We start from the raw sequence: 12,710 nt of genomic DNA, 5'->3' as shown, positions 1-12,710 counted from the left end.
GAGGGAACGATGAGGTTTGACATCCACGAGATCCTGGCCACCCTTCCCCACCGCTACCCGTTTCTCCTGGTGGACCGGGTACTGGAGATGGATCCGGAGGCGGGGCGCATCGTGGCCCTCAAGAACGTGACCATCAATGAGGAGTACTTCAGCGGGCACCTGCCCGGCGCGCCCGTGATGCCCGGGGTGCTCATCGTGGAAGCCCTGGCCCAGGCGGCGGGGATCCTGGTATTCCACAAGGTGGGGCTGCGTCAGGAAAAGGCTTACTTCGCGGCCATCGACGGTCTCCGCTTCCGCCGTCCCGTCCTGCCCGGGGATCAGCTCCTCCTGGAGATCTCCCTGGAGTGGATCCGGGGACGGCTCATCCGGGTGCGGGGGACGGCGCGGGTGGGCGACGAGGTGGCGGCCACCGGAGTGCTGACCTTCTCCCTGGGGCGCGCCCCCAGGGTTTCGTCCGCCCAGCTGGAGGGAGCCCGGGTGCAGGATCCATGAGGGAAGCCGCCCAGGCGGTCCACATTCACCCCACCGCCCTCGTGGATCCCCGGGCCCGGCTCGCGCCGGGGGTGCGGGTGGGTCCGTACGCGGTCATCGAGGCGGACGTGGAGGTGGGGGAGGATACCGTGATCGGCCCGCACGTGGTCCTGCACTCCGGTACCCGCATCGGACGGCGGAATCGCATCTACACGGGTGCCGTCATCGGGTGCGAGCCCCAGGACCGTGCCTTCCGCGGCGAGCGCAGCTTCGCCATCCTCGGCGACGACAATGTGGTCCGGGAATACGTGCAGATCGCCCGGGCCACGGGACCGGAGGCAGCCACGGTGATCGGGGACCGGAACTACATCATGTCCACGGCCCACATCGCCCACAACTGCCGGCTGGGATCCGACGTGGTGGTGGTTACGGGGAGCGGGCTGGCGGGGCACGTACAGGTGGGAGACGGCGCCCAGATCGGCGGGATTACGGGCGTCCACCAGTTCGTGCGCATCGGACGGCTCGCCATGGTGGGCGGCAAGAGCGCCCTGCTGCAGGATCTTCCCCCTTTCCTCCTCGCGAGCGGGGTGCCCGCCCGGGTGCGTGGCCTCAACCGGGTGGGCCTGTTACGGGCCGGAGTTCCCCGGGAGGAGATCGAGCGTGTGTGGTCCGCGTACCGGATCCTGTATGGGCGGGGTCTTACCCCCGCGCACGCGGTGGAGGAGATCGTGCGGGAGCTGGGAGAGGAAGGGATCGTGGCGGAACTCGTGACCTTCGTCCGCGAGAGCCTTCACTCCCCCAGGGGACTCATCCGTCGGGGGACGAGCCGTGTGTGAGCCCGTGGGGCTCATCGCAGGAGAAGGACAACTCCCCCTCCTCCTGGCCCGGGCCATCCGTACCGCGGGGCACCGGCTCGTCTGCGTCCAGGTGGCGGGAAGCCCGCGGGCCCTGCAGCGGTGGTGCCACGTGCACGCCCTGATCTCCCCGGGAGAAGCGGGCCGGGTCCTCAAAACCCTAAAGACCGGCGGCGTCCGCCGGTTGGTGTTGGCGGGTCGGGTGGACAGGTTGAAGCTCCTCTCCGGCCCTCTGGATCCCCTCGCCCGGGAGATCCTTCAGCGGGCCCCGGACCGCACGGACGCGGACCTCTGGAGGGCTCTCCTCACCGTGCTCGACCGGCACGGGTTTGAGATCCTCCCCCAACCCTACTTCCTGCCCGACCTGATAGCGCCGAGTGGCCTGATTGGCGGCCGGGCACCCACGGATCGGGAGTGGGCGGACCTCCAGCGCGGGCTCCGAGTGGCCCGCACCGTCGCGGGGGCAGGCGTCGGGCAGGCGGTGGCGGTTCGAGACGGCGTGGTGCTGGCCGTGGAGGCCGCGGAAGGGACGGACGGCATGCTCCGACGCCTCCGGGCCTTCGGCCCCCACGCGGTGGTGGTGAAGGCGGGCCGTCCCGATCAGGATCCCCGGTTCGACCTCCCCACCGTCGGCCCCCGGACCATCACCCTCCTGAAACAGGTGGGTGCCACCGCCCTGGGGGTAGAGGCGGGCCGGACCCTCCTCCTGGAGCGGGCCTCGGTAGTGGCCCGGGCAGAGGAGGCAGGAGTGGCCCTCGTAGGGCTGTGAAGGTCTTCCTCCTCGCGGGCGAGGTCTCCGGGGACATCGCGGCCGCCCACCTGACCCGTGCCCTGCGAGCCCTTGAGCCCCGAGTGGAGGTGGTGGGCGGAGGCGGGCAGCGGATGCGCGAGGCCGGGGTCCGCGTGGTGCTGGACACCTCCACCTGGGGGGTCATCGGGTATCTGGAGAGCTACCTGCGCGTGCCGATCTTCGCGGAACGGCTGTGGCGGGTGCTGCGCTGGATCCGCCAGGAAGCGCCGGACGTGTTGGTGCTGGTGGACTTCCCCGGATTCAACCTGGCGGTGGCCCGGCATCTGAGCCCTCAGATCCCCACCATGTACTACTTTCCGCCCATGGCCTACGGCCGCCGCTCAGGCAGAGCCCGCAAGCTCGCCCGGCTCCCCGTCCGGGTGCTGGCACCCTTTCCCTTCGAAGCCGACCTGTACCGGGAGGCGGGCGCGGACGTGATCTTCACCGGGCACCCTGCTCTGGACTGGGTGCGTCCGGAGCGGTCCCGGGAGGAGTTCTGTGCCACCCTGGGGTTGGATGCCACTCGTCCCCTCGTGGCCCTGCTCCCCGGGAGCCGGACTCAGGAGGTCCGCGCGCTGCTTCCCGCTATGGTGGGAGCCGTCCGGATCGCCCGGCAACGAGTACCGGGCCTCCAGGCCGTTATCGCCCGGGCCTCGGAAACCCTGGAGCGGCTCATTGCCCAGCACGCCCTGGACCTCCCCGTGATCCCGGGTCACCCCTACGACCTCCTGGCTGCCTCGGACGCGGCCCTCGTGGCGAGCGGAACCGCTACCTTGGAGGCCCTGATCCTGGGGACCCCCATGGTGGTCACCTACCGCGTCTCCCGGGTCACCGCCTGGATCGCCCGCCGCATCGCCACCGTCCCCTGGATCTCCCTCCCAAACCTCCTCGCGGGTGCGGAGGTGGTGCGGGAGATGCTGCAGGAGCAGGCGAATCCCCAGGCCCTCGCGGAGGAGCTTCTGCGAATCCTGGACCCGGATCACGCCGACCGGATACGGCGGGTGCTCGGGGCGCTGCGGGAACGGCTCGGACCGCCCGGTGCCCTGGAACGATCCGCCCGGGAGGTGCTCGCCCGGGGCCTCAGGATGGGGTAGGATCGGAGCGTGAGCCAGCTCTGCCTGCGCGGCAAGTGGGTCCTGGGGCTCCTGGCGGCCCTGAGCCTCGTGGTGGGAGTACCGCGCCTCCTGTGGTCCGCACCCTCACCGGTGCTGGAGCTGGAGGAGGGTTGGGTCGTGGGGGCGGATGCTCGGGGCCGCAGGGTGTGGCAACTGGTGGCCGCGTCCGTGACCGTGGAGGAGCGGAGGGGAGTAGCGGCCTTTCTGCAGCCCAGGGGCGTATTCTTCGCCCAGGACGGACGTCCCGTGCAGTTCCGCGCGCAACGCGGGGAGTATGGCCTCCGCACGGGACGCGTGGCACTCGTGGGCTCCGTGGAGATCGTGGTGACCCGGGACCGCTGGCTGCGGGCGGATCGGGCGGTGTACGAGGCCGGCCAGGTCCAGGCAGAGCGGGTGCAGTTGCGGTGGGAGCGTCTGGTGGGCCGGGGGGATCGCCTCGTGGCCGATGTGGGGCTGCGACGGGCGCGGCTGGTGGGCAACGTACGCCTGGAGGCGGTGGAGGAGCCGTGATGAGGCTCCTCGTTGGGTTCCTGGCGGTTCTGCTGGCTGTGATTCCGGCCGCGGCGCAAGGGGCCATCCAGGTCCTCCAGGCACGGGTGGCGGACCTGGATGATGTGACGGGCGTCTGGCAGCTCCTCGGGGACCCCGTCCGGGTCCGATGGCAAGACCTGGAGGTGCAGGCCCCCCGCATCCGCTACGACCGGAACCGGCGGGGCATAACCGCGGAGGGAGGAGTTACGCTGCTCCGTCCCTCTGAGCGCCTGATCGCCCATCGGCTGGACTACCGCCTGGACACGCGGTGGCTGGAGGCGGAGGGGGAGGTGACGGTGATCCGGGAAGCCGAGGGAGGGACCGTGGTGGTGCAGGCTCCACACCTCCAGGCGGATCTTCGGGCGAATCGAGTAGAGGCTACGGACGGGGTACGGGGGAGCTACCGGGATGTGCGCCTTTATGCCTCGACCCTCTCCGTGGACTGGGACGTCGGGGAGGCGGTGGCCCGCGGGCAGCCGGAGGCCCAGGTGGAAGGGGTGGCGGTCCGCGCGGGGTTCCTCCGGGCCGACCTGCGGAGCCGCGTCCTGTACGCCGCGGGCGGGGTGCGGATCACGGACGGTCGGATGGCGGCCACCGCCCAGGAGGTGGAGGTCCGGGTTCCGGAGGGGGTTGCGGTGCTGCGGGGTGGGGTGGAGGTGGTGCGGGACGGAGATCGGGTTACGGCACCGGAGGTGTGGTACGCGTACCGGGATGGGAGAGCGTGGAGCGTGGGGAGGACACGGGTTGTGGTCCGTCCGTGAACCTGCCGCACGAGGGGATCCCGACGGGACCGCCCTGCGGGCCGTAGGGCTTCAAAAGCGCTACGGCGCCCGCACGGTGGTGGACGGGGTGAGCCTCGTAGTCCGGCCGGGCGAGGTGGTGGGGTTGCTGGGCCCCAACGGGGCGGGCAAAACCACCTGCTTTTACATGATCGTGGGCCTCGTGCGCCCCAACGCGGGAGAGGTGTACCTCGGAAACACCCGCATCACGCACCTCCCCGTGCACCTTCGGGCCCGGGCAGGCATCCACTACCTCGCGCAGGAGCCTTCCGTGTTCCGCAAGCTCACCCCCGCGGAGAACATCGAGCTCATCCTTGAGCAGCACGGACTTCCCAGGGCGGAACGGATGGCCAGGGTAGAGGAGCTGCTGGAGGCCCTGCACATCGCGCACCTCCGCCACCAGCCCGCCTACACCCTCTCGGGCGGGGAGCGGCGGCGGGTGGAGATCGCCCGGGCCCTCGCCACCCGCCCCCGGTTCCTCCTGCTGGACGAGCCCTTCACGGGGGTGGATCCCAAGTCCATCCAGGAACTCCAGGACATCATCGCGACCCTCCGGAAACAGGGGATCGGAGTGCTCATCAGCGACCATAACGTGCGGGAGACCCTCGCCATCACGGATCGCTCCACCATCCTGTACGAGGGAAAGGTCCTGTTCGAGGGGACCGCACAGGCCCTGGCGGCCAGCGAGGAGGTGCGTCGGTTCTACCTGGGCGAGCGCTTTCAGATGTGAGGAATGCGGTTGCTCGACCGGTACGTGGGCCGGGAGGTGCTGGGCGCGGTCCTGTTCGGGGTCGGGGTGTTCACCACCTTGCTGGTGGCGAACCACTTTTTCTTCGTCACCCGGTCCGCGGTACAGTACGGGTTCCCCCCCGGGGCCTTTGTGCAGCTGGTGGCCTATCGCCTCCCGACGCTCGTGGGCTTCGCCCTCCCCATGGCGGTGTTGTTCGGCACCGTCCTGGGCTACGGCCGTCTTGCGGAGGGGAGGGAGATCGAAGCCATGCAGACGGGCGGGATTCCACCCGAGCGCATCCTCTTGCCGGGTGTGCTGGTGGCCGCGGTGGTGAGCGCGGCGAGTTACGGCCTGGGGGAGGGAGTGGTGCCCTGGGCAGAGCTGCAGTACCGGCGGGCCTGGAGCCGGGCCGTGGGAAGCCCTCGGGCGGAGGACGTCCGGTGGAACGTCCTGTTTCGGGATCGCATACAGGACGGCAGCGAGGTGGTGGTCTCCGCCCACAGACTGGACCTCTCCGCCGGGACTCTGGAGCGGGTGACCGTGCAGCAGCACCGGGACGGGCGGCTCGTGCGGGTGATCGAGGCGGAGCGCGCCACCTGGGGGCCGGGGGGATGGACCTTCCACCGGGGCCGCATGGTGGTGCTGGAGGACGGGGTCCTGCTGACCGGATTCGAAGTACTCCGGCTGCGCCTCGCCCGCTCCCCGCAGGAGGTGGCTCCACCCGAGAGGACGGTGCTGGAGATGAGCATCCGGGAGATCCGGCAGGAGCTTCGGAGGCTCCGGCGCGATGGACAGCTCACCCGGCCGCTTGAGGTGGATCTCGCAGGGAAGTACGCGCTCCTGGGGACCCCCTTCGCCTTTGCCCTCCTAGGCTTCCCCCTGGGGCTGGTACACCCTCGGGGCGGTCGGGGGATTGCCTTCGGGCTCGTGGTTCTGGTGCTCATCGGCTACTACCTCCTCACCACCGCCAGCACCCTCCTGGGGCAGGCGGGCTACCTCTCTCCGGCCCTCGCGGCCTGGCTCCCGAATCTGGTGACCGCGGGAAGCGGGATCGTTCTGGTGTGGCGCAGGCGGTGAGGCGCGCGCTGCACGTGGGGATTGCCCTCTCTGCGTTCCTCCTGTTCTGGCGCCTGGGAACCTCCCCCTTGTGGGATCAGGACGAGGCGAAGTACGCGGGCATCGCGCAGGAGATCCTGCGGACCGGGGACTGGGTCACCCTGCGGTGGAACGGGGAACCGTGGTTCGTCCACCCGCCCCTTTACTTCTGGCTTGTGGCCGCCACCGGCAGACTTTTCGGGGTGACCGAGTTCACGGCCCGGTTCTGGTCCGCGGTAGCTGGTGTGCTCGGGGTGCTCGTCACAGGGCTGCTCGGCCGGGAGCTCTTCGGCCCCCGGTGCGGGGTGCTCTCGGCCTTCGTCTTGGCCACCACCCTCCAGTGGTGGGCGCAGGCGCGGCTGGCGGTCTTCGATCCCCTCCTCGTGCTGTGGATGCTGCTGTCCTTCCTCGGGTTCTGGCGCGGATACGCGCGGGGGGAACGTCGGGCATACCTCCTGGCCTTCGTGGCCTCGGCCTTGGGGACCCTCACGAAGGGGTTCGTGGCCGCGGCGGTTCCGGGCGCGGTGGGGTTCCTGTTCCTGGTGCTCCGCCGGGAGCTGGGCCGGTTACGGGAGGTGCCGTGGATTCCCGCTCTTCTGAGCTATGCGGTGTTGGGGTGCGGGTGGTATGGGATCCAGGCCGTCCTGCACGGGGCGGCCTTTCTGCGCACCGCCCTCGGCTACTACACCCTGAACCGGTACGTGGGCGTGGTGGAGGGGCAGAGCGGCCCCATCTGGTACCACGTGCCGGTGCTCGTCCTGGGCCTTCTGCCCTGGACTGCCTTCCTCCCGGAGGCCTGTTCAGGGGCGGTGCGGGAAAGGAGGGATCCCCGCTCCCTCTTCCTCCTCGTGTGGCTCGCCTTCGGATTCGCTTTCTTCTCCCTCGCGGGCACGAAGCTCCCGAACTACGTGCTGAGCCTGTACCCCGCGGCGGCCCTCCTCATCGGCCGGGCGCTGGAGGCCGGGACGTTTGGGGAGGAGGAAAAGCCACGGGGTGGGTGGAGACTCCTGGCGGCCCTCTGCGCGCTCTTCGGGGCTGCGGTGGCGGCCTACGGAGCGCTGCTGTACCCCTCCCAGACCCGGGCCCTCGTGCCAGCCCTCGTCCCCCCCGTGGCCGCCCTGGTGGCAGGAGGAGGGGTTGCCGCGCGGTTGGGCCTGCGCGGCTCCGTCAGAGGTGCGGTGCTGGCCCTCGGCGGCAGCAGCCTGCTGTTCTTCGCCCTCGCCGTCGGCATCGCCCTGCCCGAGGTGGACCGCCACCGCTCTGGCCCGGAGGTGGGGCGGACGGCGGCGTCGGTGGCGCGGCCCGGGGATGTTCGGATCGGCTTCCGCACCCTCAACAGCCTCATCACGTACAGCGGCCTGCACTGGCGGTACGCGGAGGATGAGGACTCCCTCCGGGGCATGCTCTGCGCGGTCCCCTCCCCTCGGAGGGCCGTGGTGGTGGTGCCGGAGCGGTTCTACCACCCGGACCTGCTCTCAGGCCTGCGGACGGTGCGGCAGGTAGGAGGCCATCTGCTGCTGGAGAAGCCCGCGGGCGAAAGGATACCGGCGTGTCTTCGGTCCACCGAACCTCCCGTTCCGCGACAAATCCGAACCCGATGATCCCCTCTGCGGGCGCTCTGCCGCTTCCTACCGGAGCCCCAGGGCCCCGGGGGCGTGCGGTATGCTGGAGGGCGATGGAGATCGGCTACCTCCTCCTGCCCCTGCTGCTCTTGATCAGCGGGCTCATCGCGTATGTGGGAAACGTGGTCGGCCGCCGGGTAGGGAAGCAGCGCCTCAGCCTGTGGGGCCTGCGCCCCCGGACCACCGCCCACATCGTGACGGTGCTCACCGGGATGCTCATCCACCTCCTCACCGTGGGGACCCTCCTGGGGCTCTCCCGGGACGCCCGCACGGCCCTGTTCCGGCTGCGGGAGACGGTGAGGCAGCTGGAGGAACGCGCGGAGGCGTTGCGGCGGGACATCGCCCGGCTGGAACAGGGCACCATCGCCGTGCTCAGCGATCAGGAGCTGGCCCGGGAAGTGTTGGATGGGCGCCTCGGGCCTTCGGAGGTCCGGGAGGCCTTCTTCCGGCTGCGTCAGCGGGCCGTGGAGTTCGCCACAGGTCAGGGGGCAGGCCCCGATGCGAACGGGAACGTGATCGTGCCCTTTCAGCCGGGGATCTCCTGGGAGGCCATCGAGCGCCTCATCCGACGTCGCAGGCAGGAGGTGGTGGTCCGCATCGTCAGCACCAAGAACGCACTCGCGGGGGAGCCCGTGCCCGTGGATGTACAGCTGGTCAAGAACGAGCTCGTGTTTCGAAAAGGGCAGGTGCTCGAAGCGGGAATGGTGACCCCCGGCCCGCGGGAGCAGGTACGGGACGCCCTGTTGCTCCTGGCGCAGGCAGCCTCGCAGCGCGCGGGGCCGCCAGGCCGCAGCCGCATCCTGAGCGCCCCGCAGACCCGGGTGAACGGCCCGCCCTATGTGGTGGTGGACGGAGACTCGGGTCGGCGCATCACGGACCAGATCCTCCGGCGAGGGGTGCCCACCCGGGTGCGCGTGGTGGTGCTCCGGGATGCCTTCACCGAGGGTCCCCTGTGGCTCGGGTTCGAGCTCGGAGGGACATCCCCGTAAGCCCCCATGGGTCAACGGTGGACAGGGCCGTAGACCCGCGCTATCCTGAGGCCGCGCGGGCCAAGGGAAGTCCGGTGCAGGGGCCCGGGCCCCGAGTCCGGCGCGGTTCCCGCCGCTGTAACCGGGGAGCCGAGCCCACAGCAACCCACTGGGCCGGAGGGGTGCAAGCTGCCGGCCTGGGAAGGGCGGGCGAGGCGAGGATCCGGAGCCAGAAGACCTGCCCGCGCACAGACCCACCCCCTTCGGGGGTTAAGTGGAGGTGGGCCCGTGCGCACACGCCCTCTTGTCCTGGCTTGCTGGAGTATTCTCCTCCCGCTCCTCTCCGCCCTGTCCGCTTCGGCCCAGGTACCGCCTGTCTTCGAGGGCGAGGAGGTGGTGGTAGCAGGCCGTCGGCCCCAGCCCGTGGTGGGCACGCCCACGTACGTGACGGTGCTGGGAGGCGAGGAGCTGCGCAGGTTAGGGTTTTTGACCGTGGGCGAGGCGCTGCGGTTGCTGGCGGAGGTGTACGTCCGGGAGGCCTACCCAGGGCCGGGCGGTCTGCTCCAGCCCAGCATCCGGGGCACGAGCCCCCTCCAGGTCCTGGTGCTCCTGGACGGCGTCCCCCTTAACCCCACCGCTCAGTTCGGCGTGAACCTCGCCACCCTTCCCCTCGCGGAAGTGGAGCGCATCGAGGTCCTGCGGGGCCCGTACTCCGCCCTGTGGGGGAGCGGAGCCCTGGGAGGCGTGATCCACGTCATCACCCGCAGGCCCGAGCGCGCACGGATCTCTGCCGGCTACGGGAGTTTCGACACCGCGCAGGCCCACCTGAGCCTGGGAGGGGGTTCCGAAGCCCTCCGGTACGGTCTCGGCGCTGAGCTCCTCACCACGGGCGGGTTTCTGCCCAACGGCGACGCGCGGCGCCTCACCGCCACCGGGCGGATCTCCCTTCCCGCGCTCCCGATGGGCGATGTGGAGCTGAGCTTCCACCACACGGACGGGCGCTCCGGCCTTCCCGGGCCCTCCTTCCTGCCCACGCCCTCCGACCGGCAGTCCGATTGGCGCACGGTCGCAGGCCTCACCTGGCGGCGGGGGGAGCCAAACCTGCCGGAGCACCTGTTCCGGATGTGGTGGTACGGGGAGGGGCTCGCGTACACCTCTCCCGGGTACGGGTCCGATGCCCGGGGGAGCGCATACGGCGCGAACTGGCAGCGGATCCTGCGCCTGCCCACGGGAGCCCTCCTGACCCTGGGCGCGGAATGGCAGGGTGCCAGCTACCGCTTTCAGGATTCCTTCGGGGGCTACGCCGCGGACGACGCCGCCCTTTCGGGCTACGGGCAGGTCGACCTTGCCCTGCTAGACCGGACGCTCCTGGGCGTGGGCGCCCGGTTGGACCTACACCGCACCTGGGGGATGCAGCTCAACCCCAGGTTGGGGTTCGTGCACTTCCTGGGTCCCGGCGTCCGGGTCCGAGGGAGCGTGGGCCGCACCTTCCGGGGGCCCACCTTCGGGGAGCGGTTCTTCCCGGGGTGCAGCGACCCAAATTTGAGGCCCGAAAGCGCGTGGTCCCTGGATCTGGGCATGGAGGCGGAGGTACGGGAAGGGCTCCTGGTCCGGCTCAACGGCTTCTACACGGACTCCCGGGACCTCATCACGGGCGGTTGCCCCCCGCAGAACATCGGCTCCGCCCGCATCCAGGGGCTCTCCGCGGAGGCGGTAGGCCGGCTGGGAGACCGGTGGTCGGTGCTGGGAAACCTCACCTGGTCAGACGGACTGGACCGGACCACCGGCCTACCACTGCTGCGCGTGCCGGGGTGGACCGCGAACTTGGCCCTGCGGTATGAGGTGAGCCCCCAGAGCTCCCTGACCCTCGTGGCGCACTACGTCGGCGAACGCCCCGACCTCGACTACGCCACTCTCCCCCCCAACCGGATCCTCCTGCCCTCTTACCTCACCCTGGGCCTCCGGTACGAGATACGGTGGAGGAACTGGACCGTGCAGGCCGTAGTGGACAACCTCCTGGACGCCCGCTATGAGACCCTCCGGGGGTATCCCGCCCCGGGGCGATCCGTGTACCTGCGGTTTGGGGGGAGCTTCTGATGCGTCCCCTGATTCTGCTGGCGGCCCTCCTCGTGAGTACGGGGTGCTCCGGCACCCCGCGCACTCCGCCTCCTCCCGCAAACCCGTCCCCCTTCCACCTTCCCGGGCCAACCGCGGAGGAAGAAGGAGATCCGGGGAGGGCGCAGGCAGCCCAGCCCGGGAGACGGGAGCACCGGGATCTCGCATACCCCCGTACCCCGCTCCCCTCCATGCGTCCTTCAGAACTCCGTCGGCCGTCCCTCACGAGACGGCAAAAAGCCACGGTTGCCCCCCTCGTCCGGCCTTCCCCGAAGTCCGGAAGATCCTCGGCTGACCAGGCAGCCGCGTCGCACCTCCCCACCCGGGAGTTCCGCGCGCAGGGATTCCCCACCGCAGAAAAGGGATCCCCGGCAGGTGGGCTTCCCGTCCATGGATCGGAACCGGCTTCGCCAGCCCTGGCCATCGAGACCCCGCGAGGATCAGCCGGGGGCGATGTCCCCCCTCCGCAGACGCCTGCTTCCGATCTGACCCCTCCTCCTCCCGGGTCTTCTCCCGGCCCGGAGCCTACACCCTCTCCGACCCTCCTTCCGCCCCGGCCGCTCGTGATGCCGCACCCAGCCTACCCGGATGTTTACACCCTCTCCATCCAGCGCTCCCACCTTACCTCCGAAGCGGCCCTCCGGGTCCCGGAAGGCCGCGTGCGCATGAAGCTCCTGGTGCAGACGGACGGGACCGTGGGCTCGGTGGAGGTCCTGGTCTCCTCCGGGATTCCGGAGCTGGATCGAGCGACCGCGGAGGCTCTGAAGGCCTGGCGGTTTGAGCCGGCCCGGCAGGACGGGAGACCTATCCTTGCGTACTACGTGCTCTGGGTGACCTTCCGGGTGGAGCCCTGACATGAGGGTCCTCGCGGTGGATCCGGGCCGAGGGAAGTGCGGGATCGCGGTGTGCCACGAGGAGGGGATCCTTCACCGGGAGGTGATCCCCCGGGAGAGTCTGGAGGAACGGCTCCGGGAGCTCGCGACGCGGTTCGGGGTGGAGGTGGTGGTGGTGGGAGACCAGACAGGGTGCCGGGAAGTCACGGCCCTGGCAAAGCGGTTGGGTCGGCCTGTCGTACCGGTCTCCGAGCGGGGAACCACCCTGGAGGCCCGCATCCGCTACCTCCGAGACCACCCCCCCCGAGGTCTGCGCCGGCTCCTTCCGGCCTTCTTGCGGGTCCCCGACCGTCCCTACGACGACTACGTGGCGGTCCTCCTCGCGGAGCGATTTTTCGCAGCGGGCCAGAGGGGGAGGAGGAAATCCGTTTGACGGCGCGAAGATTCGGAATGTAATCTGGAGAACGGACACCGGCTCCTCCGGAAAGGGGCGGAAGGCGGGAAAGGAGGTGGGGGAGTTGTATGCCATCATGCCGCCGGAGGGGGTGTCGCAGGGGAGGAAGCGCTGAGTCGACGGTGGAGGAAACCGGAAGACTCCCCGACACGGTTAGCGCGAGGCTCCCTGGGCTTTACTAGACATCGTACTCAATGGAGGGGTGCTACATGGCGAGGAAGACCGCAGGTGCAGTGGTTCTGGCCATGGTCCTAGCCCTCGTCGCCCCGGGGTTCACCCAGCCGTTTGCGGATGTTCCGACGAACCACTGGGCGTACGATGCGATTGCGGAGTTGGCGGCGAAGGGGTTGATT

At 70.2% G+C, this 12,710-nt stretch carries 14 protein-coding genes and 1 riboswitch; all 14 genes read left to right on the top strand.

What is annotated here, in order from left to right:
• Window positions 1-9 precede the first annotated feature (9 nt).
• Window positions 10-492 (top strand): 3-hydroxyacyl-ACP dehydratase FabZ, encoded by a 483-nt coding sequence (gene fabZ / locus N0A24_10075; protein MCS7173698.1) that lies wholly within the window; start codon window positions 10-12, stop codon window positions 490-492.
• Window positions 489-1,307 carry an acyl-ACP--UDP-N-acetylglucosamine O-acyltransferase gene (gene lpxA / locus N0A24_10070; GenBank protein MCS7173697.1) on the top strand — a complete coding sequence of 273 codons (819 nt, stop codon included), beginning with the start codon at window positions 489-491 and terminating at the stop codon, window positions 1,305-1,307. The genes fabZ and lpxA overlap by 4 nt, the downstream gene beginning before the upstream one ends.
• Entirely contained in the window at window positions 1,300-2,094 is a 795-nt protein-coding gene (lpxI, locus tag N0A24_10065) for a UDP-2,3-diacylglucosamine diphosphatase LpxI (GenBank protein ID MCS7173696.1), read from the top strand. The genes lpxA and lpxI overlap by 8 nt, the downstream gene beginning before the upstream one ends.
• Window positions 2,091-3,209 (top strand): lipid-A-disaccharide synthase, encoded by a 1,119-nt coding sequence (lpxB, locus tag N0A24_10060; GenBank protein MCS7173695.1) that lies wholly within the window; start codon window positions 2,091-2,093, stop codon window positions 3,207-3,209. Before lpxI ends, lpxB begins: the two co-directional genes overlap by 4 nt.
• Before the next feature lie 9 nt (window positions 3,210-3,218).
• Entirely contained in the window at window positions 3,219-3,740 is a 522-nt protein-coding gene (locus tag N0A24_10055; GenBank protein ID MCS7173694.1) for a hypothetical protein, read from the top strand.
• Window positions 3,740-4,522, top strand: coding sequence for a hypothetical protein (locus N0A24_10050; protein MCS7173693.1), 783 nt, complete (start codon window positions 3,740-3,742; stop codon window positions 4,520-4,522). The genes N0A24_10055 and N0A24_10050 overlap by 1 nt, the downstream gene beginning before the upstream one ends.
• A complete protein-coding gene (gene lptB, locus N0A24_10045) occupies window positions 4,506-5,270 on the top strand; it encodes an LPS export ABC transporter ATP-binding protein (protein ID MCS7173692.1) in 765 nt (254 codons plus the stop codon). Before N0A24_10050 ends, lptB begins: the two co-directional genes overlap by 17 nt.
• Window positions 5,271-5,273: 3 nt before the next feature.
• Window positions 5,274-6,347, top strand: coding sequence for an LptF/LptG family permease (locus N0A24_10040; GenBank protein ID MCS7173691.1), 1,074 nt, complete (start codon window positions 5,274-5,276; stop codon window positions 6,345-6,347).
• Window positions 6,344-7,966 (top strand): glycosyltransferase family 39 protein, encoded by a 1,623-nt coding sequence (locus N0A24_10035; GenBank protein ID MCS7173690.1) that lies wholly within the window; start codon window positions 6,344-6,346, stop codon window positions 7,964-7,966. Before N0A24_10040 ends, N0A24_10035 begins: the two co-directional genes overlap by 4 nt.
• A 74-nt stretch (window positions 7,967-8,040) precedes the next feature.
• Entirely contained in the window at window positions 8,041-8,976 is a 936-nt protein-coding gene (locus N0A24_10030; protein MCS7173689.1) for a DUF3084 domain-containing protein, read from the top strand.
• A 62-nt stretch (window positions 8,977-9,038) separates the two neighbouring features.
• A riboswitch (cobalamin riboswitch) is annotated at window positions 9,039-9,195 on the top strand.
• Between the two features lie 48 nt (window positions 9,196-9,243).
• A complete protein-coding gene (locus N0A24_10025) occupies window positions 9,244-11,052 on the top strand; it encodes a TonB-dependent receptor (GenBank protein MCS7173688.1) in 1,809 nt (602 codons plus the stop codon).
• 584 nt (window positions 11,053-11,636) lie between these two features.
• Window positions 11,637-11,924, top strand: a complete 288-nt coding sequence (locus N0A24_10020; protein MCS7173687.1) for an energy transducer TonB — start codon at window positions 11,637-11,639, stop codon at window positions 11,922-11,924.
• A 1-nt stretch (window position 11,925) separates the two neighbouring features.
• The gene (locus N0A24_10015; GenBank protein MCS7173686.1) at window positions 11,926-12,336 is read left to right on the top strand and encodes a pre-16S rRNA-processing nuclease YqgF; all 411 of its coding nucleotides are present in this window, start codon (window positions 11,926-11,928) and stop codon (window positions 12,334-12,336) included.
• Window positions 12,337-12,602: 266 nt separating this feature from the next.
• Window positions 12,603-12,710, top strand: a 108-nt coding sequence (locus N0A24_10010; protein ID MCS7173685.1) for an S-layer homology domain-containing protein, incomplete at its 3' end; no start/stop codon positions are given.

The sequence above is a fragment of the Armatimonadota bacterium genome (assembly GCA_025059775.1).
Lineage (GTDB): Bacteria > Sysuimicrobiota > Sysuimicrobiia > Sysuimicrobiales > Sysuimicrobiaceae > Sysuimicrobium.
The sequence above is the reverse complement of the archived record's forward strand: the minus strand, read 5'-3'. Positions and strand labels throughout refer to the sequence as shown.

Excerpts from the sequence above, each read along its gene's own strand:
- fabZ (MCS7173698.1), top strand. The coding sequence starts at position 10 with ATGAGGTTTGACATCCACGAGATCCTGGCCACCCTTCCCCACCGCTAC.
- lpxA (MCS7173697.1), top strand. The coding sequence starts at position 489 with ATGAGGGAAGCCGCCCAGGCGGTCCACATTCACCCCACCGCCCTCGTG.
- N0A24_10050 (MCS7173693.1), top strand. The coding sequence starts at position 3,740 with ATGAGGCTCCTCGTTGGGTTCCTGGCGGTTCTGCTGGCTGTGATTCCG.
- N0A24_10040 (MCS7173691.1), top strand. The coding sequence starts at position 5,274 with ATGCGGTTGCTCGACCGGTACGTGGGCCGGGAGGTGCTGGGCGCGGTC.
- N0A24_10030 (MCS7173689.1), top strand. The coding sequence starts at position 8,041 with ATGGAGATCGGCTACCTCCTCCTGCCCCTGCTGCTCTTGATCAGCGGG.
- N0A24_10020 (MCS7173687.1), top strand. The coding sequence starts at position 11,637 with ATGCCGCACCCAGCCTACCCGGATGTTTACACCCTCTCCATCCAGCGC.
- N0A24_10015 (MCS7173686.1), top strand. The coding sequence starts at position 11,926 with ATGAGGGTCCTCGCGGTGGATCCGGGCCGAGGGAAGTGCGGGATCGCG.